The sequence below is a fragment of the Mesorhizobium sp. M1E.F.Ca.ET.045.02.1.1 genome (assembly GCF_003952485.1).
Taxonomy (GTDB): Bacteria; Pseudomonadota; Alphaproteobacteria; order Rhizobiales; family Rhizobiaceae; genus Mesorhizobium.
Map to the genome: position 1 here is coordinate 6,442,407 of NZ_CP034447.1, position 21,992 is coordinate 6,464,398.

Annotated in this window: 22 protein-coding genes; 15 read left to right on the forward strand and 7 right to left on the reverse strand. The window is 63.3% G+C overall.

Annotation, left to right across the window (positions count from 1 at the left end; translation table 11 throughout):
• The first annotated feature begins 111 nt into the window (after positions 1–111).
• From EJ070_RS31470 to EJ070_RS31500, 6 genes are all read left to right on the forward strand, one after another.
• The gene (locus EJ070_RS31470; RefSeq protein WP_126094833.1) at positions 112–1,035 is read left to right on the forward strand and encodes a peptidylprolyl isomerase; all 924 of its coding nucleotides are present in this window, start codon (positions 112–114) and stop codon (positions 1,033–1,035) included.
• 311 nt (positions 1,036–1,346) lie between these two features.
• The gene (gene pdxA, locus EJ070_RS31480; protein WP_126094834.1) at positions 1,347–2,375 is read left to right on the forward strand and encodes a 4-hydroxythreonine-4-phosphate dehydrogenase PdxA; all 1,029 of its coding nucleotides are present in this window, start codon (positions 1,347–1,349) and stop codon (positions 2,373–2,375) included.
• A 7-nt stretch (positions 2,376–2,382) separates the two neighbouring features.
• The gene (gene rsmA / locus EJ070_RS31485) at positions 2,383–3,273 is read left to right on the forward strand and encodes a 16S rRNA (adenine(1518)-N(6)/adenine(1519)-N(6))-dimethyltransferase RsmA (RefSeq protein ID WP_126094835.1); all 891 of its coding nucleotides are present in this window, start codon (positions 2,383–2,385) and stop codon (positions 3,271–3,273) included.
• 30 nt (positions 3,274–3,303) lie between these two features.
• Positions 3,304–3,597, forward strand: coding sequence for a DUF1330 domain-containing protein (locus tag EJ070_RS31490; RefSeq protein ID WP_126094836.1), 294 nt, complete (start codon positions 3,304–3,306; stop codon positions 3,595–3,597).
• Positions 3,598–3,645: 48 nt separating this feature from the next.
• Entirely contained in the window at positions 3,646–3,849 is a 204-nt protein-coding gene (locus EJ070_RS31495) for a hypothetical protein (RefSeq protein WP_126094837.1), read from the forward strand.
• Positions 3,850–3,857: 8 nt separating this feature from the next.
• Positions 3,858–4,436, forward strand: coding sequence for a Fic family protein (locus EJ070_RS31500; RefSeq protein WP_126094838.1), 579 nt, complete (start codon positions 3,858–3,860; stop codon positions 4,434–4,436).
• 10 nt (positions 4,437–4,446) lie between these two features.
• On the opposite strand, the gene gmk is transcribed toward EJ070_RS31500, so the two are convergent.
• The 5 genes from gmk to EJ070_RS31525 form a co-directional block, all read right to left on the reverse strand.
• Complete coding sequence (gene gmk / locus EJ070_RS31505; protein ID WP_126094839.1) at positions 4,447–5,121, reverse strand: guanylate kinase; 675 nt, start codon at positions 5,119–5,121, stop codon at positions 4,447–4,449.
• A gap of 5 nt (positions 5,122–5,126) precedes the next feature.
• Positions 5,127–6,017 carry a YicC/YloC family endoribonuclease gene (locus EJ070_RS31510; RefSeq protein ID WP_126094840.1) on the reverse strand — a complete coding sequence of 297 codons (891 nt, stop codon included), beginning with the start codon at positions 6,015–6,017 and terminating at the stop codon, positions 5,127–5,129.
• Between the two features lie 154 nt (positions 6,018–6,171).
• Positions 6,172–7,413 (reverse strand): endolytic transglycosylase MltG, encoded by a 1,242-nt coding sequence (gene mltG / locus EJ070_RS31515; protein WP_126094841.1) that lies wholly within the window; start codon positions 7,411–7,413, stop codon positions 6,172–6,174.
• A 103-nt stretch (positions 7,414–7,516) separates the two neighbouring features.
• Entirely contained in the window at positions 7,517–8,779 is a 1,263-nt protein-coding gene (fabF, locus tag EJ070_RS31520; protein ID WP_126094842.1) for a beta-ketoacyl-ACP synthase II, read from the reverse strand.
• A 34-nt stretch (positions 8,780–8,813) separates the two neighbouring features.
• Positions 8,814–9,050 (reverse strand): acyl carrier protein, encoded by a 237-nt coding sequence (locus EJ070_RS31525; RefSeq protein WP_006203723.1) that lies wholly within the window; start codon positions 9,048–9,050, stop codon positions 8,814–8,816.
• A gap of 703 nt (positions 9,051–9,753) precedes the next feature.
• Here EJ070_RS31525 and EJ070_RS31530 point away from each other — a divergent pair.
• The 4 genes from EJ070_RS31530 to EJ070_RS31545 are packed head-to-tail and all read left to right on the forward strand — an operon-like array spanning position 9,754 to position 14,355.
• Positions 9,754–10,251: a spore coat U domain-containing protein gene (locus EJ070_RS31530; protein ID WP_189350182.1), complete on the forward strand. Its 498-nt coding sequence runs from the start codon at positions 9,754–9,756 to the stop codon at positions 10,249–10,251.
• Between the two features lie 21 nt (positions 10,252–10,272).
• Positions 10,273–10,992, forward strand: a complete 720-nt coding sequence (locus tag EJ070_RS31535; protein WP_126094843.1) for a molecular chaperone — start codon at positions 10,273–10,275, stop codon at positions 10,990–10,992.
• On the forward strand, positions 10,964–13,378 hold the full coding sequence (locus EJ070_RS31540) for a fimbria/pilus outer membrane usher protein (protein WP_126094844.1): 2,415 nt from the start codon (positions 10,964–10,966) through the stop codon (positions 13,376–13,378). Before EJ070_RS31535 ends, EJ070_RS31540 begins: the two co-directional genes overlap by 29 nt.
• Before the next feature lie 14 nt (positions 13,379–13,392).
• A complete protein-coding gene (locus EJ070_RS31545) occupies positions 13,393–14,355 on the forward strand; it encodes a spore coat protein U domain-containing protein (RefSeq protein WP_126094845.1) in 963 nt (320 codons plus the stop codon).
• 54 nt (positions 14,356–14,409) lie between these two features.
• On the opposite strand, the gene fabG is transcribed toward EJ070_RS31545, so the two are convergent.
• Both fabG and fabD read right to left on the reverse strand, forming a co-directional pair.
• Positions 14,410–15,147 (reverse strand): 3-oxoacyl-[acyl-carrier-protein] reductase, encoded by a 738-nt coding sequence (gene fabG / locus EJ070_RS31550; RefSeq protein WP_126094846.1) that lies wholly within the window; start codon positions 15,145–15,147, stop codon positions 14,410–14,412.
• 231 nt (positions 15,148–15,378) lie between these two features.
• A complete protein-coding gene (gene fabD, locus EJ070_RS31555) occupies positions 15,379–16,320 on the reverse strand; it encodes an ACP S-malonyltransferase (protein WP_126094847.1) in 942 nt (313 codons plus the stop codon).
• A gap of 297 nt (positions 16,321–16,617) precedes the next feature.
• Between fabD and EJ070_RS31560 the strand changes: the two genes are divergently transcribed.
• From EJ070_RS31560 to EJ070_RS31580, 5 genes are all read left to right on the forward strand, one after another.
• Complete coding sequence (locus tag EJ070_RS31560) at positions 16,618–18,546, forward strand: LTA synthase family protein (protein WP_126094848.1); 1,929 nt, start codon at positions 16,618–16,620, stop codon at positions 18,544–18,546.
• 319 nt (positions 18,547–18,865) lie between these two features.
• Entirely contained in the window at positions 18,866–19,351 is a 486-nt protein-coding gene (gene rpsF, locus EJ070_RS31565; RefSeq protein WP_126094849.1) for a 30S ribosomal protein S6, read from the forward strand.
• On the forward strand, positions 19,351–19,599 hold the full coding sequence (rpsR, locus tag EJ070_RS31570; protein WP_006203718.1) for a 30S ribosomal protein S18: 249 nt from the start codon (positions 19,351–19,353) through the stop codon (positions 19,597–19,599). Before rpsF ends, rpsR begins: the two co-directional genes overlap by 1 nt.
• A gap of 214 nt (positions 19,600–19,813) precedes the next feature.
• Positions 19,814–20,398: a 50S ribosomal protein L9 gene (gene rplI, locus EJ070_RS31575; protein WP_126094850.1), complete on the forward strand. Its 585-nt coding sequence runs from the start codon at positions 19,814–19,816 to the stop codon at positions 20,396–20,398.
• 271 nt (positions 20,399–20,669) lie between these two features.
• Positions 20,670–21,956 (forward strand): cyclopropane-fatty-acyl-phospholipid synthase family protein, encoded by a 1,287-nt coding sequence (locus tag EJ070_RS31580; protein WP_126094851.1) that lies wholly within the window; start codon positions 20,670–20,672, stop codon positions 21,954–21,956.
• Positions 21,957–21,992: the final 36 nt, after the last annotated feature.

The following is a 21,992-nucleotide window of genomic DNA, read 5'->3' on the forward strand; positions in this document are numbered from 1 at the left end:
GCGCCGGCGACATTGTTTCGCCGCATAGGACGGGCATGGGGTCGACCACATAGCGCATGCGTTCGGAGGACGTGCCGCGCCGTCGTGGCGGATAAGAATTGGGAAGGTGAGATGAGGAAATACCTGTTTTCGGCAGGATTCGCGCTGCTGGTGGCTGCGACCTCGGTTTCGATCACGGCAATGGCGCCGCCGGCTTTCGCCAGCCAGATCAAATATGTCGTCAACAACATACCGATCACCACCGGCGACATCGCGCACCGCGCCGCATTCTTCAAACTGCAGCGCAAGAAAGGCGATGCGGCGCAGGAAATGATCGACCAGACGCTGCGCCTTGCCGAGGCCAAGCGGCTCGGCATCCGCATCACCGACCAGCAGGTCGACGCCGCCTATCAGCGCTTTGCCTCCAACAACAAGATGCCGCTGGCCAAGCTCGATGCGGTCATGTCGCAATCGGGTGTCACCAAGGAGCATTTCAAGGAATTCATCCGCGCGCAGATGGCCTGGAACCAGGCGCTTGGCGCACGCTACCGTTCCGGTGAGGGCGGTTCGGTGACCGAGCAGGACGCGGTCCGCCGCATGCTGGACAAGGGCGGCTCCAAGCCGACCGCCATGGAATACATGCTGCAGCAGGTCATCTTCGTCGTGCCGGCCTCCGAGCGCGCCGCCACGCTCGCCAAGCGCAAGCGCGAGGCCGATGCCATGCGCGCCCGCTTCAACGGCTGCAACACCACACGCGAATTCGCCAAGGGACTGCTGGACGTCACGGTGCGCGATCTCGGCCGGGTGCTGGCACCGCAATTGCCGTCCGACTGGGCTGAGCAGATCAAGGCGACCAAGGTCGGCGGCGCGACGCCGACGCGCGAGACCGAGCGCGGCGTCGAATTCATCGGCATATGCTCCTCGCGCGAGGTTTCCGACGACAAGGCCGCGCAGATGGTGTTCCAGGCAGAGGGCGGCAACGACAAGGACGCCGACGAGCTCAGCAAGAAATATGTCGACGAACTGCGCAAGAAGGCCAAGATCGTCGAACGCTAGAGCGGTTCGGCATTTTGCGCCGATCCGCTCCATGCATTTCCTTTCCGCAATTCCGGACGGAAAACCGCTTCCCACTTTCCCTGGAATTGCTCCATGCATTCCCTTTTCCGCAATTCCGGACGGAAAACCGCTTCGCACTTTTCCTGGAATTGCTCTAAGTATTTGCTTTTCCGCAATTCCGGACGGAAAACCGCTTCGCACTTTTCCTGGAATTGCTCTAGACCGGCGGGGTTTTGGCGCGTGACAGAACAAGGCTGCAGCCCGCTGCCCTGCCCTCAAGCAGGCACGGCACCGCGCAGGATGACATGAACATGCGCAGGACCGATGCGCCGCTGGCGCTCAGCGTCGGCGATCCTTCCGGCGTCGGGCCCGAGATCGCCATCGCCGCCTGGCAGGCTGGCGACAGCGCCGGCGTGCCGCCTTTCTACCTGCTCGCCGACCCGGCCCTGATCGAGGCCCGCGCGCGTGAGACCGGTGCTGCCGTGGCGATCGTCGAAACCTTGCCGGGGCAAGCGGTGCATCATTTTCCCCGCGCGCTGCCCGTGGTGCCGCTTCATGCCCGCCATCAGGACAGCCCCGGAAAACCGAACCCGGCCAATGCCGCGGGCACCATCGAGGCGATCGACCGCGCCGTCGCCGACTGCCTCGCCGGCCACGCCGCCGCGGTGGTCACCTGTCCGATCGCCAAGAAGCCACTCTACGATGCCGGCTTTCGCTTTCCCGGTCATACCGAATATCTGGCGCATCTGGCGTCGCGCCACACTGGCGCCGAGGTGACGCCGGTGATGCTGCTTGCCGGACCAGAGCTGCGCACCGTTCCGGTCACCATCCACATCCCGCTCGCCGAGGTGCCGAAGGTCCTGACGACGGTGCTGATCGTGGCCACCGGGCGCATCACCGCCGCCGATCTCAAAAGCCGCTTCGGCATCGCGCGGCCGCGGCTCGCCATTGCCGGGCTCAATCCGCATGCCGGCGAGGGCGGCACTATAGGCTCGGAGGATCTGTCCATCGTCCTTCCGGCCGTCGAGGCGCTCAAAAGCGAAGGCATCGACGCAGTCGGACCGCTGGCGGCCGACACCATGTTCCATCCGCGGGCACGCGCGGGCTATGACGCCGCGCTCTGCATGTATCACGACCAGGCGCTGATCCCGGCCAAGACGCTGGCTTTCGACGAGGCCGTCAACGTGACGCTCGGCCTGCCCTTCATCCGCACCTCGCCCGACCATGGCACGGCCTTCGACATCGCCGGCAAGGGCATTGCGCGTGCCGACAGCCTGATCGCGGCGCTGAGGCTAGCGCGCCGGCTCGCCGACAGCGGCCGCCAGGCCGCGGCCGCATGAGGCTCGATTGAACGGGGGGCGCACGACCATCGACGGATTGCCGCCGCTGCGCGAAGTGATCGAGCGCCACGGCTTGCAGGCGAAGAAGGCGCTCGGCCAGAACTTCCTGCTCGACCTCAATCTGACGAGCAAGATCGCGCGCGCGGCCGGCGAGCTCGGCGAGGCGACGGTGATCGAGGTCGGCCCCGGCCCCGGCGGGCTGACCAGGGCGCTGCTCTTCAACGGCGCACGGCGCGTGATCGCCATCGAACGCGACGAGCGCTGCCTGGAGGCGCTGGCGGAGGTCTCCAGCCATTATCCCGGCCGGCTCGAGGTCATTCCCGGCGATGCGCTGAAGACGGATTTCGCCGCGCTCGCCCGCACGGCGGATGGCGGCCCGGTGAAGATCGCCGCCAACCTGCCCTACAATATCGGCACCGAGCTTCTGATCCGCTGGCTGACGGTGGCCGAGTGGCCGCCCTTCTATCAATCGATGACGCTGATGTTCCAGCGCGAGGTGGCCGAGCGCATCACCGCCGGCCCGGGCAGCGACGCCTACGGCCGGCTCGGCGTGCTTGCCGGCTGGCGCACCGAGGCAAGAATCGCCTTCGACGTGCCCCCGCAGGCTTTTACCCCGCCGCCCAAGGTAACCTCCTCGGTAGTGCATCTGGTGCCGCGTCAATCCCCCCTGCCCGCCGACGGCAGGAGGCTTGGCCGCGTCACCGAGGCCGCCTTCGGCCAGCGCCGCAAGATGCTCAGGCAAAGCGTGAAAAGCCTCGGTGGAGAGGCGCTGCTGACCCGCGCCGGCATCGACCCGACCCGCCGCGCCGAGACGCTCAGCGTGGAGGAGTTCGTGCGGCTGACGAATGCGTTGCAACAGTCAGGGCATTTGGCTGGAAAGTCGGAAGCGGCGACTTAGATAGGCAGGCGAACAAGCCTGGAGCACAAGATGCCTGCCTATGTCATTTCCGATGTCACAATCCGTGACACGGAAGCAATCGAATCCTACCGGACCCGTGCCGCGACCTCCATTGCGCGGCATGGCGGGCGCTATCTGGTACGCGGTGGGCAAGTGGAGAAGCTGGAAGGCAACTGGATGCCGGGTCCGCTGATCGTCGTCGAATTCCCCGACATGGAGAGTGCACGACGCTGGTACCGCTCTCCAGAATACGCGGCGGCACTAGAGGTCCGCGATGCCGCGCTCAGCCGCAACCTCATTCTGGTCGAGGGAATTGGCTCGTGACGCACCACGCGATTGCCCGGAAATCATCGGGCATGATAATGTCATTGCATGAAAAAGAAACCTGCCACCGCTCGCTCGACCCAAGGTGGTCAGTTTATCCTGACCAGTGACAGGGGTGAAAAAATCAGCGCCGTTGAGGGCCTCAGGTTGTCACACCGAATGGCCGCTATTCTGAGGGAAGGCCGTGCGCGCGGTCTGAGCGGCGACGAACGCAGAACACTGATCAAGGAACAGGCATCCCGCAAGAAATAGGATCATAGGTGGTCTACGCCGCTGAAGAAGATCCGCTTTGCTACCCGGGCACGACAGTTCTTCGCAATAAGCTGAATATTGAGGACCAGGCCGAACTCGACGAATTCGAGTTGGCGCTCTTCCTGACCAGAGCCGATGAACAGGTTCCTGTCGGCAACTTGGACTACGGCCACTACAAAGCCGTTCATCATCACCTGTTCCAGGACGTTTATGAATGGGCCGGCGAGGTTCGCACGATTCGCATCGGCAAAGGCGGCAATTGGTTCTGCTACCCCGAGTACATCGACCGGGAGATGCGCAGAATCTTCGAAGAGTTGGCAGATGCTGATCATCTTCGTGGGCTCGGCATCAAAGGCTTCGCTGTTCGGGCGGCGCACTTCCTGGCCGAAATCAATGCCATTCATCCTTTCCGAGAAGGCAATGGCCGCACACAGCTCACCTTCTTGGCGATGTTGATGGAGAACACAGGATTCCCGTTCAATGCCGATATGCTCGAGCGCGAGCGTGTCCTTCACGCGATGATCGAGAGCTTTGCGGGTGATGAGGCGCCGCTGGCGCGCCTCATCTTGGATATAGCCAATCGTTAGGGGACGACGCCTATTCCGTCTTCTCGTCCAGCAATCCCGAGATGAAGTCGAACAGGCCAGGCCGTCTGTCGCGCCGAAGCCGCTCGGCGGTGACGATGGCGCGGACCTCGGCGAAGGCGCGGTCGAGGTCATCGTTGACGATGACGAAATCGTATTCCTTCCAGTGCTCGATCTCGACGCGGGCATTCTTCAGCCGGGTCTCGATGACCTGCTCCTGGTCCTCGGCGCGGCGCTTCAGGCGCGCTTTCAATTCCTTCATCGAGGGCGGCAGGATGAAGATCGAGACGATGTCGGCGCGCATCTTCTCCTTGAGCTGCTGGGCGCCCTGCCAGTCGATGTCGAACAGCATGTCGCGGCCTTCGGCCAGCGCTATTTCCGCCGGCTCGCGCGGCGTCGCGTAATAGTTGCCATGCACTTCCGCCCATTCCAGCAGCGCGTCGGAATCGCGCAGCCGCTCGAACTCGCGCATGGTGCGGAAATGGTAGTGGACGCCTTCGATCTCCGAGCCGCGGCGCGGCCTCGTGGTGACGGAGACCGACAGCTCCAGGCTCGAATCGCTTTCCAGAAGATTGCGCGCGATCGTCGACTTGCCGGCGCCCGACGGCGACGACAGCACCAGCATCAGCCCGCGGCGGCGGATGCGGGATCCCAAATCCCTCGCAGCCGTCGGCTCCTTGGCAACCATTCCCGTCACTCCAGATTCTGGACCTGTTCGCGAAACTGGTCGACCACCGCCTTGAGCTCCAGCCCGATCGCGGTCACCGCGGCGGCGTTCGACTTGGAGCACAAGGTATTCGATTCGCGATTGAATTCCTGCGCCAGAAAATCGAGCTTGCGGCCGACGGCGCCGCCGCTGTCCAGCAACGCACGACCCGATGCGACATGCGTCTTCAACCGGTCGATCTCCTCGAGGATGTCGGCCTTGGTGGCGAGGAACGCTGCTTCCTGATGCAGCCGCACCGCGTCGAGATTGGCCGACGCATCCATCAGCAGGCGGACCTGCTCGGCCATGCGTTCACGGATCGCCGCCGGCTCGCGCGACGGGTCGGCCTCGGCCTTCAGCGTCAGCGCCTCGATGGCGTCGATGTGGCCGGACAACAGCATGCGCAGCGCGGCGCCTTCGCTTCGCCTTGCCTGTTCCAGCCCGGCGAGCGCCGTCCCCAGCGCCGACAGGATCGCGGCATCGAGGGCAGCCCGCTCCTCCTCCGTCTCGACGGCTTCCGGAATGTCGAGGACGCCGCGCAGCGCAAGCAGTCCGTCGGCGGTGGCGGGCTGTGTGCCGAACTGCTCCTGCAGGCGCTTGGCAAGGCCCGCCAGATCCTTCAGGAAAGCCTCGTTGACCACCGGCTGCGCCTGCTGCGCGGCGGCGCGGCCGACGGTCAGCGTCGCCTGGAAATTGCCGCGCGCGAAGCGCTTCTGCACGGTCTGCCGAACAGCGGGTTCCAGCCGGTCGAAGCCCTGCGGCAGCCTCAGCCTCACCTCGACGCTCTTGCCGTTGACCGATTTCACTTCCCAGGCAATCGACGTGCCGTCGCGTTCAGCGACGGCGCGCGAGAACCCGGTCATGCTCTGCACGTCCATGATACCTGTCACCCCTGTCGCAGGTCCGGGCGCGATTGCCCGAACGTGCATACCCCATATGACACCCGACCTTCGGCCAGGCATCGGATATCCCCTCAAAACATGAATACGGCCCGGCGTCAAAGGAGGCGAACAGAACCGGCAAGGCTGCAGCCTATTGGGCGGCGTCGCCATTCTCGCCGCTGTCAGCGCCACTATTGCCACCGTCGGCATTGTCGTCGGGAGCGGCTGGCGCCGTCGTCTGGCCGGAGGCCTTGGCCGCGTCGTCGGCCTGCTTCTTCTGCTGCGCCCGGTAGCGGGCGACGTTCTGGTTGTGCTCTTCCAGCGTCGCGGCAAAGACATGGCCGCCATTGCCGTCGGCGACGAAATAGAGGTCGTCGGTCTTCGACGGATTGGCCACTGCCTCCAGCGCCGCGCGGCCCGGATTGGCGATCGGCGTCGGCGGCAGCCCCTTGACCAGATAGGTGTTATAGGGCGTCTGCTTGTCGATGTCGGACTGGTAGATCGGCCGGTCGGCCGGTTTGCCCTTGCCGCCGAACAGGCCGTAGATGATGGTCGGGTCGGACTGCAGCCGCATGCCCTTGGCAAGCCGGTTGAGGAAAACGGCGGCGACGCGCGAGCGCTCATCACCCCTGCCGGTCTCTTTCTCGACGATCGAAGCCAGGACGACGAAGTCCTCCATGTTGGCGATCGGCAGGTCGGGTGAGCGATGCGCCCAGACGTCCTCGACCAGCTTCTTCTGATCGGCGACCAGCTTGTCGATCATCTGCTGCCTGGTGGCGCCGCGGGTGAAGCGCAGCGTGTCGGTCGCGATGCTGCCCTCCGGCGGCATGGTCACCGGCATGTCGCCGGTCAGCGCCTCCTGGTCGGCCACACGCTGCAGCGCCTGCTCGACCGTCAGCCCCTCCGGGATGGTCAGCGAATACATCACCGACTTGCCGCTCTTGAACAGCTCCATGATGTCGCGCATCGAGGCGCGCGGCTTGATGGCGTATTCGCCGGCCTTCAGCGCAGCGTCATTGCCGGTGGCGCGAACGCCAAGTCTGAAGATTCGCGCATCGCTGACCAGGCCGCGACGTTCCAGTTGGTCGGCGATCTCCTGCACGCCGGTATTCGGCTTGACCATGAAGGTGTCGCCGCTGGCGGACGGGCCCGGCTCAACGAAAGCCTGCATGCCGAAGTAGAGCGCAGCACCCGAGGCGAGAACGAGAAGGATAACCACCGAAAGGAAGAAATTCAGGAACACGACGACCTGGCTGCGCGAGGCGCGGGAGCGTTTCGACGGCGGCGGGGTGCCGGCCTCGGGCCGCAGGGCCTCGGCGGCTGTCTTGGGCACGATCGGCCCTTGCGTCTGACGCTGTCCGAATTCCCCGCCGTCGCCCGGATTTGTATTCATGGCGCCCTACCGTCTGATCTTGCAACGAATCCCCTAGCCGAAGCGTAGGGGCAAATTTGGCAAAAATGACGGCAAGTGGCTGACCTGCCGATTTGCTGGCTGCTCAGCCATTGTAACGTTGGAAGACGAGCGAGGCGTTGGTGCCGCCGAAGCCGAACGAGTTCGACAGCGCCACATCGATCTGGCGCTGGCGCGGCTTGTTCGGCACGAGATCGAGCGCCGTCTCGCGTTCCGGATTGTCGAGGTTGATGGTGGCCGGGGCGATGTTGTCACGGATGGCGAGGATCGAGAAGATCGCCTCCGCGGCGCCAGCGGCGCCCAGCAAATGGCCGATCGACGACTTGGTCGACGACATCGATATCTTCGAAGCGGCATTGCCGACCAGCCGCTCGACGGCGCCGAGCTCGATCGTGTCGGCCATGGTCGAGGTGCCATGCGCGTTGATGTAGTCGACGTCGGCGGGTGAGAGCTTCGCCCGGTTCAGCGCCGCCGTCATGCAGCGGAACGCGCCGTCGCCGTCCTCGGCCGGAGCGGTGATGTGATAGGCGTCACCGGTCAGCCCATATCCGGTGACCTCGGTATAAATCTTGGCGCCACGCGCCTTGGCGTGCTCGAGCTCTTCCAGGATGACGACGCCGGCGCCCTCGCCCATGACGAAGCCGTCGCGGTCGCGGTCATAGGGACGCGACGCGATTTCGGGCGTGTCGTTGCGCTCGGTGGAGAGCGCCCGGCATGCAGCGAACCCTGCCATGGAGAGCCGCGTGACCGGCGCCTCGGCGCCGCCTGCCACCATGACGTCGGCGTCGCCCCACATGATCAACCGCGCGGCGTCGCCGATGGCGTGAGCGCCGGTCGAGCAAGCGGTGACGACCGCATGGTTCGGGCCTTTCAGCCCGTGCCGGATGGAAACCTGGCCGGAGACCAGATTGATGATCTGTCCGGGGATGAAGAACGGGCTGATGCGGCGCGGACCGCGCTCCTTCAGGATCATCGCGTTCTCCGCGATGCCGTCGATGCCGCCGATGCCGGAACCGATCAGCACGCCGGTAGCGCACTGATCCTCATGCGTCTCGGGCTTCCAGCCGGAATCGGCCAGAGCCTCGTCGGCGGCCGCGATGCCGTAGAGGATGAAGTCGCCGATCTTGCGCAGTTCCTTCGGCTCGAGCACAGCCTCGGGATTGAACGTGCCGTTGGAGCCGTCGCCGCGCGGAACGACGTGGGCGATCTTGCAGGCAAGGTCGTCCACCTCGAATTCGGTGACGCGGCGGGCGGCGCTGCGGCCGGAAAGCAATTCCTTCCAGCTGTGCTCGAAACCCATGCCGAACGGCGAAAGCAGGCCAAGGCCCGTGACGACGACACGCCTCATCGCAGGTCCTCCCCGGTGATGCCCGCGGAAAGCCTCAGGCCGAGGCCTTGTCGATATACTTCACGGCATCGCCGACGGTCAGGATGGTCTCGGCGGCGTCGTCCGGAATCTCGACGCCGAATTCTTCTTCGAACGCCATGACAAGTTCGACCGTATCGAGGCTGTCCGCGCCCAGATCGTCGATGAAGCTCGCCTGCTCCGTCACTTTGTCGGCATCGACGCCGAGATGCTCGATGACGATCTTCTTGACGCGCTCTGCGGTGTCACTCATTTGGGCATCCTCGTCTTACATTGTGTTGTCTTCGTTAGCGGGCCGATTGCCGCTAATCAAGCTGAAAGATGGTCTTGCGGGAAACGCAACGCCACAGGACCGGTTTTTGCCCGAACCGCCGGGTTGCCGGCCGCATTACACGAAAAATGGCGGGCGTCCAAGCCGAAATGGCTGTTTTCACAGCCCACCCGACCTTGTTCGGAATTCGCCCTGCCGAGTCATATGGTGCAGTTTTCGAGGACCGGAGCGGCGCGTACCTGCAGCAGGCGAGCACCGGAAGCCAGATAATCGTGGCAGATGACCGGCAGGGTAGAATTATCAACAAGGTCCGTCAGATCATCGCCATGCCGCCGTAGGCGGCTTCATCATGGTCATGCAACAAAACCCAAAGGGAGTGTCTCTGCCGATTTCATATTTTATAATACTCTAATACATCATTTTCCAACACTCTAATATTGCAGCACAAAAATATCAATGAAAGAGCGAATCAGACTCGAAAGAAAAAGTCTCCTGGAGTTTAGTCGCTCGGCGTCTGTTTCATCGAAGTGAGCAGATCATGCGGCACAGGCAAAGGTTTCTACACGTCGCAACATAGGTCTTGATTGAAACATTATGCCTACTGTGGCATAGGAGGATATATATGGGGCGGGTACTGGCTGCCGGGCTTTCTGGTTGAAAGGAGGCCCTGAGGACGGAGCACCGGATGCGCATCCTACCCTTGGCTGCTTCGGCCGTTATCCTGTGCCAATCATTCCTCGCGGGCCCTGCCGTCGCGGCGGTCGCTACAGGCAACATGACGGTTCGAATCACCATTACGGCCGAATGCAAGGTCCAGACCGCGAGCGACCTGGATTTCGGCTCGAAAGGCGTCATCGACACCAATGTCGACCAGACCAGCACCATCGGCGTGCAATGCACGTCGGGTCAGACCTACAACGTTGGTCTGAGTGCCGGCGCCGGCGCCGGCGCGACTGTTGCGGTTCGCAAAATGACCGGGCCGGGCGCTGCCACGGTCAACTATACTCTCTATCGCGATAGCGGGCGCACCCAGCCGTGGGGGGACACAATCGGCACAGATACGGTCGCCGGGACCGGCACCGGCAATGTCCAGAACCTGACTGTTTATGGGCGAGTGCCACCGCAGGCAACACCGGCCGCAGGCGTCTACACGGACACGGTTGCGATCACCGTAACCTACTGACCATTCCGACGGAGGAACGACATGCGACCCTTGCTGTCACGCATTGGTGCCGCGGCACTCTTCCTGCTGTGCGCGAGCGTTTCACAGGCAGCCTCTCTCAGAGTAGCCCCGACCAGTCTGGAGCTGATCGCCCCCGACAGCGCCGCCGTGCTCAATCTGCACAACGATGCCAGGCAGCCGATCAACGTGCAGCTTCGCGTTTTCAGATGGAGTCAGGCGGACGGTGTCGAGAAGCTTGAGCCAACCTCGGATGTGGTGGCCAGCCCACCCTCGACGCAACTCGGGCCAAACGCCGACTACGTGGTTCGCATCGTCCGCCCGAGCAAAGCCCCCATACGCTCCGAGGAGAGCTACCGCGTGCTGGTGGACGAATTGCCCGATCCATCGCGAAGGAAGGCCGGCACGGTCACCCTGGTGCTTCGTTATTCCGTGCCGGTTTTCTTTCGCAACCCGGACACAAAGGGCCCTGACGTATCGTTCAGCCTGTCGCGGACAGGCCGAAGCCTCGTGCTGACGGCGCGCAACAACGGTGAAAGCCGCCTGAGGCTGTCCAATGTCAATCTGACGCAAGCCGGCAAAAAGCTTGGAAGCCGCAACGGACTTGTCGGCTACGTGTTGGGCGGCGCCACCATGCAATGGCCGATCGGCAGCAGCAGATCGCTGTCCGGAAGCTCTGTCGCGTTGAAGGCACAGAGCGACTTTGGACCATTCAATGCTCCAGTTGCGATCAAAGGGCAGTAGGATCGCGATCGTCGTTGCAGGTACTTTTCTTCCTCTCCTGCCGGCGAACGCGCAGGATTCGCAATCCCAAATTGCGGAGCCCGCTCCCGCCCAAACGGAACGCCGCGACCTTTATCTCGAGGTGTTCATCAATGACGTCTCGACGGAGCTGATCGGCACCTTCACGCAATTGCCTGACGGTGGCTTCGCAGCAACCCCGGACGAGCTGACACAGGTCGGCCTGAAGCCGGTAGAGAGCGCTGCAGACGGTAACGGTCTGATCCGGCTGGATCGGCTGCCCGGCGTGTTCTATCGCATCGACGAAGCAACCCAACGCCTTTACGTCACTACCACGAACGAGGGGCGCGCCGCTCGCATCGTCGACGTTGGCGGGGGTGAGAAAGAAGACCGGATTCAGCCGCAGTCCGGTTATGGCGCAGTGCTTAATTATTCGCTTTTCGCGAGCTCCAACCAATTGTTCGAAAAGGACGTCGATCTGTTCCAGAGCATCTCGGGCGGCTTCGACGCACGTCTGTTCAGCCCATTCGGCACGCTCAGCCAGAATTTTATCGCCGGTTATTCGGATGGAGAATTTGGAGGATTTACACGACTCAACACGACCTGGAGCTACTCCGACCCGAAACGCCTGATGACCTATCGGGTTGGGGATTTCATCTCCGGCGGACTTTCCTGGACGCGGCCCGTCTACCTCGGCGGCATCCAGGCTGAGCGCAACTTCGCCTTGAGACCCGATCTGGTCACGTTGCCGCTGCCCTCCTTTGGAGGGACCGCGGCCGTACCCTCGACGCTCGAAGTCTACACCCAGAACGTCCGCACCTACACCGGCAACATCCCGGCCGGCCCCTACCAGATCACCAACCTGCCGGTGTTTGCCGGCGCCGGGGAAGCGCAGGTTGTCCTGAGGGACAGTCTCGGCCGGGAGACCACAACCAGGCTCCCCTTCTATACGTCCAGCGACATGCTGGGCCAGGGTCTGCTCGATTTCTCGGCAGAGATTGGATTTCCACGGCGCAATTTCGGCATCGAATCCGACGACTATGACAGCCGAGTGTTTGGCGTCGCCACCGCGCGCTACGGTCTCACCAACTGGCTGACACTTGAGGGCCATGCAGAGGGCGGCGAAGATTTGATCAATGGCGGAGTTGGCGCTGCCTTTCCGCTTGGACCCTATGGCGCGGCTTCGGTTGCGGTTGCCGGCAGCCATCATGGCGGGCGCACCGGCTCGCTTGTGAACGCATCGCTGGAGATGAGCTACGAAGGCTGGTCGATCTACGGCCGAATTCAGCGCGCCTTCGGCGACTATGAGGACATCGCCTCGGTGACAGCCGAACCAACGTTTTCCGATGTCGACAATGTTCCGATCTTCAGCGCAGGCGTTCCTCGCGCGATCGACCAGGTCACTCTCAGCGTTCCGACGCCGCTCGACTTTTCGAGCCTCAATCTCTCCTACACGCATCTCGAAAGTGCCGAAGGCCAGAAGAGCCAGATTGTCGGCCTTTCCTACAACCAGCAGATATTCAAACGAAGCAGCCTCTATGCCACGGCTTTTACCGACCTCGAGGATCGCGGCAGTTTCGGTATCTTCGCAGGGGTCTCCATCCCGTTCGGCGACGATATCACGGCCTCCGCAGGGGTCGAGCAGGGACCTGATGGTCTGAATGTCGTGGCGGACATCGCCAAGTCGGAGCGGCTGGAAGAGGGCAGCATTGGCTGGCGGGTACGAACCTCGGAAGGCGACACGCCTAACCGTTCGGCCGCGGCGAGCTACCGCTCGCCCTTCGCGCGCTTCGAGGCCGGCGTTCAACAATACGGCAAGGATGTTCGGGCGACCGCGCAAATGGACGGTGCGATTGCCGTGGCAGGCGGCGGGGTCTTTGCAACCAACCGTATCGACGATGCTTTCGCCGTCGTCGAGGTCGGTGCGCCCGATGTCGATGTCCAATTCCAGAACCGGCCGGTGGGAAAGACCAATCGGCAAGGGCGTATTCTGGTCCCCGGCCTCAACTCCTATGAGCCGAACACGGTTTCGATCGACCCCAAGAACCTGCCGGTCGATGCGGATGTTCCGGCCACCAAGGAAGTCGTGATGCCGGCCGATCGCAGCGGCGTGGTAGTGAAGTTCGGGGTCTCGGAAGCGCCGAAAGCGGCGCTGGTCACCCTGGTCGACAGCAACGGCGAGCCATTGGAGGCCGGCCTGAAAGGTCGTATCGAAGGTGGCTCGGAAGAGTTCGTCATCGGCTATGACGGTCAAGCCTACATTCGCGGCCTCAACTCCCAGAACGCCGTCGTGGTCGATCGCCTGGACGGTACCTCATGCCGGGCCGACTTCCCCTACAAGCCCCAGCCAGGTCAGCAGGTGGCAATCAAGGACGTAGCCTGCCGCTGAAAACAGGAGAAGAAATGCTCCGCACCGTCATTCTCTTGCGCATTATCATCCTCTCAGCCATCGCACCGATTCCTTCGCTCGCCTGGGCGCAAAGCTGCGCCTTTGGCGTTTCCAGCATGGACTTCGGCCCGGTCGATACGCTGTTGACCAGCCAAACCAACTCGACGGCGACAATCAGCATGAATTGCACCGGTACCGCAGGCCAGCGCATCCTGATTTGCCCGAATCTCGGGGCCGGCACCGGAGGCGCAACGTCTGCGACGGCCCGCCAGATGTTGAGCGGCGCCAACACCCTCAACTATCAGCTCTATTCGGATTCGGCGCGCAGCGTGGTGTGGGGCTCTTATGCATGGGCATATGCCTCCCGCCCGCCGGCTTTGGCGTTGACGCCGAATACTTTGGGCACGGCCACAGGCACTGCGACCATTTATGGCGCCGCATTTGGTAGCCAGGGAACGGTGCCGCCCGGAATCTATCTGTCGACGTTTTCCGGTGCAGATGTCGAGTTCCGCTATCGCTACAGCACCGGCAACGATTGTGGTTCGGGTGCCGGTATCCTAGCTCCAAGTCCAACCTTCACCGTAAATGCTACGGTCGCAGCCAATTGCCTCGTGTCGACCCAGAACATCGATTTCGGATCGACAGGAACACTCAGTGCCAATGTCGACGCCACCGGCCAGGTTTCGGTCACCTGCACGCCAGCGGCAGCGTATACCGTCTCGCTGAACGGCGGCACCACCGGCTCGCCTCCGACGGCGCGCAAGATGTCGAAGGGTGCGGAAACCGTGACCTATGGCCTATACAAGGATGTTAATCGGACTCAACCTTGGGGCGACTCGTCGACGCCTGGCAGCACGGTCCCCGGAACCGGAATCGGGGTAGCGCAGAACCTGACTGTCTATGGCCGCGTGCCGCCACAGGTAACGCCGTCAGTTGGCGTCTACACCGACACGGTGGTCGTCACGGTCACTTATTGAGACCGAGGGACGGAAGCAGCGATCAGTTTGCTTAGCGAATGTCGCTGACCGTTCTCAGATCATCGCCATGCCGCCATTGACATGGATGGTCTGGCCGGTGACGTAAGCCGCCTCATTGGAAGCGAGATAGGCGACGGCCGAGGCGACCTCGGCGCTGGTGCCCATGCGCCTGGTCGGGATCGCCGCCATGATCGTTTCCTTCTGCTTGTCGTTGAGCTTGCCGGTCATGGCCGATTCAATGAAGCCCGGGGCGACGCAGTTGACGGTGATGTTGCGGGTGGCGATCTCCTGCGCCAGCGACTTGGAAAAGCCGATCATGCCGGCCTTGGAGGCGCAGTAGTTGGTCTGGCCGGGATTGCCGGTGACGCCGACCACGGACGTGATGTTGATGATGCGGCCATGGCGGCGGCGCATCATCGGATGCGTCAACTCGCGCGTTAGCCTGAACACGGCGGTGAGGTTCACCTCCAGAACCTGGTCCCAGTCGGCATCCGACATGCGCACGAACAGGCCGTCCTTGGTGATGCCGGCATTGTTGACCAGGATGTCGACGCCTTCGAGGTCGGCCTCCGCCTTCTGGCCAAGCGCCTTGACCGCGTCGCGGTTCGTCAGGTCCGCCGGAAACAGCTTTACGCGCTCGCCGAGCTCGCCGGCCAGGGCTTCCAGCTTCTCCACACGGGTGCCGTGCAAGCCTACGATGGCGCCCTGGCTGTGCAGCACCCTGGCAATCGCCTCGCCGATGCCTCCCGATGCGCCGGTGACGAGCGCCTTGCGGCCGGTCAGTTCGAACATTTTTCCAACCTCATTTTCGCGAATACGCCCCGAGCGATGTGTGTTCCGTATACGTTAAATCGTCCAAGCCATGCCAGAAATCTTGGGCCTTAAGGATATCTTCCTTGCCAAGCCGGATCCGCTCCACGACCTCGGCTGAGAGGCGATAGTCTTCATACTCTTCGAAATCGCGCTGGACTCTGCTCCGGCCTGGCTTTGATCCGGCCATGTCGCACCTATGGTTCGATCTTCCTAGCCCAATGCCGCCAGCGCCGCATCGATCTCCGCTGCCGTGCCGATGGCGGCGGTGGCGATGTCGCGGTTGATACGCCGCGCGAGGCCCGACAGCACTTTCCCGGCGCCGACTTCGTAAAGCGTCGCTACGCCGTTGGCGCCAAACCATTCCACCGTCTCGCGCCAGCGCACGCGGCCGGTCACCTGCTGGACCAGGCGGCGGGCGATCTCATCCGGGTCATCTGTGGGCGTGACGGTCACGTTGGACACGACGGGAACGACCGGCGCGTTCTTCGCCACGCCGGCCAACGCCTCGCGCATGGTCTCGGCCGCCGGCGCCATCAGTGCTGAGTGGAACGGGGCGGAGACCTGCAGCATCAGCGCGCGCTTCGCGCCCTTTTCGGTGCACAGCTTCGCCGCCAGCTCGACAGCCGCCTTGGCGCCGGAAATAACCAGCTGGCCGCCGCCATTGTCGTTGGCGATCTGGCAGACCGAACCTTTGGCAGCCTCGGCGCAGGCGGCTTCGACGCCGGCCTGCTCAAGCCCGATGATGGCTGCCATGGCGCCCTCGCCCGCCGGCACCGCCGCCTGCATGGCATTGCCGCGGATGCGCAACAGCCGCGCGGCGTCGGCAATCGAGACGAAGCCGGCCGCGGCAAGCGCCGAATATTCGCCGAGCGAATGGCCGGCGACGTAAGACACCTTGTCCTTCAGCGAAAAGCCGCGCGATTCCAGCGCCCGCAAGGCCGCAAGCGAAACCGCCATCAATGCCGGCTGGGCGTTGGCGGTCAGCGTCAGCGTCTCCTCCGGCCCTTCCCAGATCAGTTTCGACAAACCTTCGCCAAGCGCCTCGTCGACTTCCTCGAAGACGCGGCGGGCCTCGGGAAAGGCATCGGCGAGATCCTTGCCCATGCCGACGGACTGGCTGCCCTGTCCCGGAAAGGTGAATGCGACGGCCATCTCAGCGTCTCCAACGGCTTGTTTTTCCCTGCCTCTGACGCAAGGCGGACGACCAAGTCAAGCCCGCAGGCGCCAGTTCGGCGCCCATTTCAGCCGGAAAACCGGCCGAGTTGCCTGTTCCAAAAGGCTTTTTGGCGATCACACCTGATGAAAACCGCTCACGAATCGTTTGCTGGCTCTTCTTATTTCCGCCACAGGCGCTAGCTTTGCGTGACATTTCGATGACAGAAGCGTGACGCGTGTGGAAGACGCCAAGCGCGAACGGAAGCAAGCGCGGCAAGGGCCGGGGGAAGCGACGTGGCAAGGATCAGGAAGGGCGCGGGCAAACCCGTGCCGCAATTCTTGGAAGACGATCCGTCCACCGGCTATCTGCCGGGGCGGAGATGGCCTATCGTCCGTTACGGCCTCGCCACGCTGCTTGCCTCGGCGCTCCTGGTGTTCGCCATCGAATGGATCGTGCGCGGCGACTTCTTCGGCACGGTCGACTTCTTCCTGCAGCCGTTCAAGCCTGGCTGGACAACCATCATCGTCTTTGCGCTGGTGCTGATCGGCCTCGACGCCGTCCTTGGCCGCAGCCATCAGAGCCTGATGATCGTCACGCCGCTGACGTTGGCGCTGGCCTTTGTCGGTCACCAGAAATCGCACTATCTCGGCGACCCGCTCTATCCCACCGATTTCCTCTACGCACGCCAGATCATGGCGCTGATGCCGCTTCTGGTGCGCGAGCGCCCGTGGACTGCCGCGCTGCTTGCGGTGACGATCGTCGCGGGTCTGACACTGCTCGTCTATGGCTGGCGGGTCTGGCGCCGCCGCGTTCCGATCCTCAGCCGCAAGGGACGGCTGGCGCGCCTGACGCTCGCCGTGCCGCTGCTCGCCTTCTTCGTCTCGATCATGGACTATGCCACCTTCTCATGGACGCGCGACAGGCTGCAGATCATCCCGATCATGTGGGACCAGAAGGAGAACTACGCCTCCAACGGCTTCGCGCTCGCCTTCGCGATGAACGTGCCGATGGCGCATGTGTCAGCGCCGCCCGGCTATTCCGAAAAGACGATGGACGCGATCGTACGTCCCGAAGTTACCGCCTCGGTGCCGGACGAGAAGCCCGACATCATCGTGGTGATGAGCGAATCCTTCTGGGATTCGACCGAGCTTCCCGGCGTCAGAATCAAGCCTGATCCGATCCCGACGGTGCGCGCGCTGCGCTCCGGTTCGATGTTCTCGCCGGAGTTCGGCGGCATGACCGCCAATATCGAGTTCGAGGCGCTGACAGGCTTCTCGAACGCCTTCCTGCCGGCGGGCTCGATCCCCTACCAGCAATATGTGCGCACGCCGACGCCGTCGCTGGCGACCTTCCTGAAGAGCGAGGGCTACCGGGCGCGCGCCATCCATCCGGGCACCAACTGGTTCTGGAACCGGGGCGCCGTCTATGCCGACTTCGGCTTCAGCGACTTCCGCTCGGAAGAGACGCTGCCGCCGATGGAAAAGCGCGGGCCGCTGGCCTCCGACGCCGCGATGACCGACGAGATCATCCGCGAGGCCGATGCCAGCGAGGATCCGGTGTTCATGTTCGCCGTCAGCCTGCAGAACCACGGGCCTTACGAACCCTACCGCTATTACAATCCGACCCACTCGGTCGATGCGCCGATCAGCACCTGGGCGCGGGAATCGCTGCTCTCTTATGCCGAAGGCTCGGCCGATGCCGATCGCGGCCTTAAGCGGCTGATCGAATGGGCCAAGAAGCGCGAGCGGCCGACCATCGTCGCCTTCTTCGGCGACCATCTGCCGCCGCTCGGTCCCGTCTATGTCGAGACCGGCTTCCTCAAGGACAATGTCGCGCCGCGCAGGGAGCCGACGCCGGAGGCGGCGCTCGAGCATCACGACACGCCACTGATCATCTGGTCGAACCGCTCCGGTCCGGTGGAGAACCTGGGCTCGGTGAGCCCGGCCTTCCTGCCCTACCATATCCTCACCACGGCCGGGATCACGCATCCCTATTACACCGGCTTCCTCGGCGCGCTGCGCGAGCGTTATCGGGTGGTCGACCGCAACCTTCTGCTTTCGCCCTCCGGCGAAGCGACGCCCGACTGGGCGAGGCAGAAGAAGATCGATCCGCAGATCAACGATTTCCGACTCATTCAGTACGATATGATGTTCGGCAAGCGTCATACCGCGCCCGACTTCTTCCCCGAGACGGTGGCGCCGCTCGTCGCCCATACGAGCTGAGCCTGTCATCAATCCGGGACCGCCGGAGATTTCCGGCCCTGCGGCATCGTGGAATTGTCGATCCTGTCTCCCGCCCTTGCCTTCCTGGGGAATTGCTGTATAGACGCCCGCAATCTGCCGGTCCTTGCTGGGGGCTGAACGGAGGGCCGTGGCATTCGCCACGTCACGAAGCCACAAGCGCTTTTGGCCTCCCGTGTCTCCGCTCTCGACCGTCTCGTGATGCTCCTTTCTTCCCCGCTCGTTCGCGACCGGGTCAGACAAGTTGCAGAGGCTTAGCCGCGAGGGCCGGTGAGAGAAACGAAGAAAGGCACTTAACATAATGGCTCTCTACGAACATGTGTTTCTTGCCCGGCAGGACCTGTCGCAGCAGCAGGTCGATGCGCTTGTCGAACAGTACAAGGGCGTCATCGCCGCCAATGGCGGATCGGTCGGCCGGATCGAGAACTGGGGACTGAAGTCCCTCACCTACCGGGTCAAGAAGAACCGGAAGGCTTACTACACGCTGATGGACATCACCTGCCCGCCGGCCGCGCTCAACGAAATGGAGCGCCAGATGGGCCTGTCGGAAGACGTCCTGCGCTTCCTCACCATCAAGGTCGAGGCGCATGAGGAAGGCCCCTCGGCGATGATGCAGAAGCGCGAGGAGCGCTCCGAGCGCGGCGGCTTCGGCGACCGTGACCGTGGCCCGCGTTCGTTCGGCGATCGCGATCGCGGTGATCGCGGTCCGCGTTCGTTCGGCGACCGTGATGGCGGCGACCGTGGTCCGCGCCGTCCGCGCGAAAACGTTGAAGGGGGTGCAGAATAATGGTCGACATCAACCAGATCCCGACCCGGCGCCCGTTCCATCGCCGCCGCAAGACCTGCCCGTTCTCCGGCGCCAATGCGCCCAAGATCGACTACAAGGACGTGCGTCTGCTGCAGCGCTACATTTCCGAGCGCGGCAAGATCGTGCCGTCGCGCATCACCGCCGTCAGCCAGAAGAAGCAGCGCGAGCTCGCCAAGGCGATCAAGCGCGCCCGCTTCCTCGGCCTGCTGCCCTACGTGGTTCGCTAAGCTAGAGTATTGACGCGGGCGGCTTGCCGCCCGCTTCGACCCCACGGCGACGGGCGCCGCAAGGGCAGGTTCAAATCCCGAGTTGAGGCCACGAACCTCTAACTGCCAGACAGGCAGGACAGCGACACCGGCGGCGACGCCCCTCTTGCTTCCTGACCTGTTCCAACAGAATCCGACGTCATCCCGGATGGCGTCAAACCGAAGGAACGAAACCATGGAAGTCATTCTCCTCGAGCGCATTTCCCGCCTCGGCCAGATGGGCGACACCGTCAAGGTCAAGGACGGGTTCGCCCGCAACTTCCTGCTCCCGCAGGGCAAGGCGCTGCGCGCCAACGAAGCCAACAAGAAGAAGTTCGAGGGCCAGCGCGCCCAGCTCGAAGCCCGCAACCTCGAGCGCAAGTCGGAGGCCAGCCAGGTCGCCGAGAAGCTCGACGGCAAGAGCTTCATCGTCGTGCGCTCGGCCGGCGAGACCGGCCAGCTCTACGGCTCGGTGTCGACCCGCGACATCGCCGAGCTTTTGACCGCCGAGGGCTTCAGCGTCAACCGCAACCAGATCGAGCTCAACCAGCCGATCAAGACTATCGGCCTCACCAATGTGGCGATCGCGCTGCATCCGGAAGTCGAGGTCACCGTCACGCTTAACGTCGCCCGCTCGGCTGAAGAGGCGGAGCGCCAGGCCAAGGGCGAGATGCTGACGACGGCCGAAGCCATCTATGGCGAGGACATCAACGACAACGCCCGGCCGGAGAACTTCTTCGACCCGAACGCCGAATTCGAAAGCGGCGAAGACAACGCCTGATCGCCAACACCTGATCGACAGGGCCGGAGCGCTGCTCCGGCTCGCAGGCCTCCAGAATTTCTGGACTAACGCCCGGGCACACGACCCGGGCATTTTTATGCCAAATGGAACTTTTCGAACCCCTATATCTTGAGGCAGACTATAGCGTCGCGCGTCCTTTGGACGCAGAAATGACGCCGTAGTACCTGTGACTTTCGCGCAGGACCCGCCCGATACCGATACCGTTTCGGGCCTTGCGCGGAAGTCAGCCTGCCCTGAGGGACATTTGGTCATGAATATTCTTTTGAAGCGCATTCTCGACGGCCTGGTGCGCACGGGCAATCTCAAGGTCACCGGGCCGAAGGGCTCGTCCGTTACTTTCGGCGACGGCAGCGGCGAGCCCGTGCACATGCACATCAAGACCACGCATGCCGAGCGCGCCATCAGCTTCGATCCGATGCTGGCCGTGCCCGAGGCCTATATGGACGGCGAGCTCGACATCCTCGAGGGCGGGGTGCTGGGCATGATGCGCATCGCTTTCCAGAACATGGGCAGCGGCGGCATCGACGCGACCTGGTCGAAGGCGATCGAGGGTCTGCGCCACGCCTTTCGCCGCCTGCAGCAGATCAACACCGCCTCGCGCTCGCGCCGCAACGTGCAGCGCCACTACGATCTGTCCGGCGAGCTCTACAAGCTCTTCCTCGACGAGGACATGCAGTATTCCTGCGCCTATTTCGAACAGCTCGACATGACGCTGGACGAGGCGCAGCTCGCCAAGAAGCGCCATATCGCCGCCAAGTTGAGGCTTAAGCCCGGACAAACGGTGCTCGACATCGGTTCAGGCTGGGGCGGGCTCGGTCTCTATCTCGCCAAGACGTTCGACGTCGATGTTCAGGGTGTGACGCTGTCGACCGAACAGCATGGCGTCGCCACCGACCGCGCGCATGCGATGGGCCTGCAGGACCGGGTGCATTTCGACCTCAAGGACTACCGCGCGCTCAACGAACGCTTCGACCACATCGTCTCGGTCGGCATGTTCGAGCATGTCGGCGTCAACCACTACCGCACCTTCTTCGACAAGGCGGCGACGCTCTTGAAGCCCGACGGCGTGATGCTGCTCCACACCATCGGCCGCTCCGGCGTGCCGTGGGCGACCAGTGCCTTCGTCCGTAAATACATCTTCCCCGGCGGCTACATCCCGGCCCTTTCCGAAGTGATGCCGGCAATCGAGAAGTCGGGCCTGGTGGTCACCGACATCGAGATGCTCAGGCTGCACTATGCCGAGACGCTGAAGCACTGGGGCATGCGCTTTGCCGCCAACCGCGACAAGGCCAAGGCGATCTATGACGAGCGCTTCTGCCGCATGTGGGAATTCTACCTCGCCGCCTCGGAAGCCGCCTTCCGCTGGCAGGACCTGGTCATCTTCCAGATCCAACTCGCCAAGAAGAACGACACGCTGCCGATGACGCGCGACTACATGGCCAAATGCGAGAAGGCGTTGGAAATGCGCGACCTCGGCCATCAGGAGCCGGCTCCGGTGGCCGCCAAGCCCGCGCGCCGCCGCAAGGCGGTGGAGTAGGCGGCGCGGATTGCCGCTTGCCATTGCGGCTGATGC

What these genes read in the sequence shown, in the direction of transcription:
- gmk (WP_126094839.1), bottom strand. Translation starts at nt 5,121, where the DNA reads ATGGTTGCCAAGGAGCCGACGGCTGCGAGGGATTTGGGATCCCGCATC.
- EJ070_RS31580 (WP_126094851.1), top strand. Translation starts at nt 20,670, where the DNA reads ATGAATATTCTTTTGAAGCGCATTCTCGACGGCCTGGTGCGCACGGGC.
- pdxA (WP_126094834.1), top strand. Translation starts at nt 1,347, where the DNA reads ATGCGCAGGACCGATGCGCCGCTGGCGCTCAGCGTCGGCGATCCTTCC.
- EJ070_RS31470 (WP_126094833.1), top strand. Translation starts at nt 112, where the DNA reads ATGAGGAAATACCTGTTTTCGGCAGGATTCGCGCTGCTGGTGGCTGCG.
- rpsF (WP_126094849.1), top strand. Translation starts at nt 18,866, where the DNA reads ATGGCTCTCTACGAACATGTGTTTCTTGCCCGGCAGGACCTGTCGCAG.
- fabD (WP_126094847.1), bottom strand. Translation starts at nt 16,320, where the DNA reads ATGGCCGTCGCATTCACCTTTCCGGGACAGGGCAGCCAGTCCGTCGGC.
- EJ070_RS31490 (WP_126094836.1), top strand. Translation starts at nt 3,304, where the DNA reads ATGCCTGCCTATGTCATTTCCGATGTCACAATCCGTGACACGGAAGCA.
- fabF (WP_126094842.1), bottom strand. Translation starts at nt 8,779, where the DNA reads ATGAGGCGTGTCGTCGTCACGGGCCTTGGCCTGCTTTCGCCGTTCGGC.
- EJ070_RS31510 (WP_126094840.1), bottom strand. Translation starts at nt 6,017, where the DNA reads ATGGACGTGCAGAGCATGACCGGGTTCTCGCGCGCCGTCGCTGAACGC.
- EJ070_RS31525 (WP_006203723.1), bottom strand. Translation starts at nt 9,050, where the DNA reads ATGAGTGACACCGCAGAGCGCGTCAAGAAGATCGTCATCGAGCATCTC.
- rplI (WP_126094850.1), top strand. Translation starts at nt 19,814, where the DNA reads ATGGAAGTCATTCTCCTCGAGCGCATTTCCCGCCTCGGCCAGATGGGC.
- EJ070_RS31535 (WP_126094843.1), top strand. Translation starts at nt 10,273, where the DNA reads ATGCGACCCTTGCTGTCACGCATTGGTGCCGCGGCACTCTTCCTGCTG.
- rpsR (WP_006203718.1), top strand. Translation starts at nt 19,351, where the DNA reads ATGGTCGACATCAACCAGATCCCGACCCGGCGCCCGTTCCATCGCCGC.
- EJ070_RS31540 (WP_126094844.1), top strand. Translation starts at nt 10,964, where the DNA reads ATGCTCCAGTTGCGATCAAAGGGCAGTAGGATCGCGATCGTCGTTGCA.
- mltG (WP_126094841.1), bottom strand. Translation starts at nt 7,413, where the DNA reads ATGAATACAAATCCGGGCGACGGCGGGGAATTCGGACAGCGTCAGACG.
- EJ070_RS31495 (WP_126094837.1), top strand. Translation starts at nt 3,646, where the DNA reads ATGAAAAAGAAACCTGCCACCGCTCGCTCGACCCAAGGTGGTCAGTTT.
- fabG (WP_126094846.1), bottom strand. Translation starts at nt 15,147, where the DNA reads ATGTTCGAACTGACCGGCCGCAAGGCGCTCGTCACCGGCGCATCGGGA.
- EJ070_RS31530 (WP_189350182.1), top strand. Translation starts at nt 9,754, where the DNA reads ATGCGCATCCTACCCTTGGCTGCTTCGGCCGTTATCCTGTGCCAATCA.
- EJ070_RS31545 (WP_126094845.1), top strand. Translation starts at nt 13,393, where the DNA reads ATGCTCCGCACCGTCATTCTCTTGCGCATTATCATCCTCTCAGCCATC.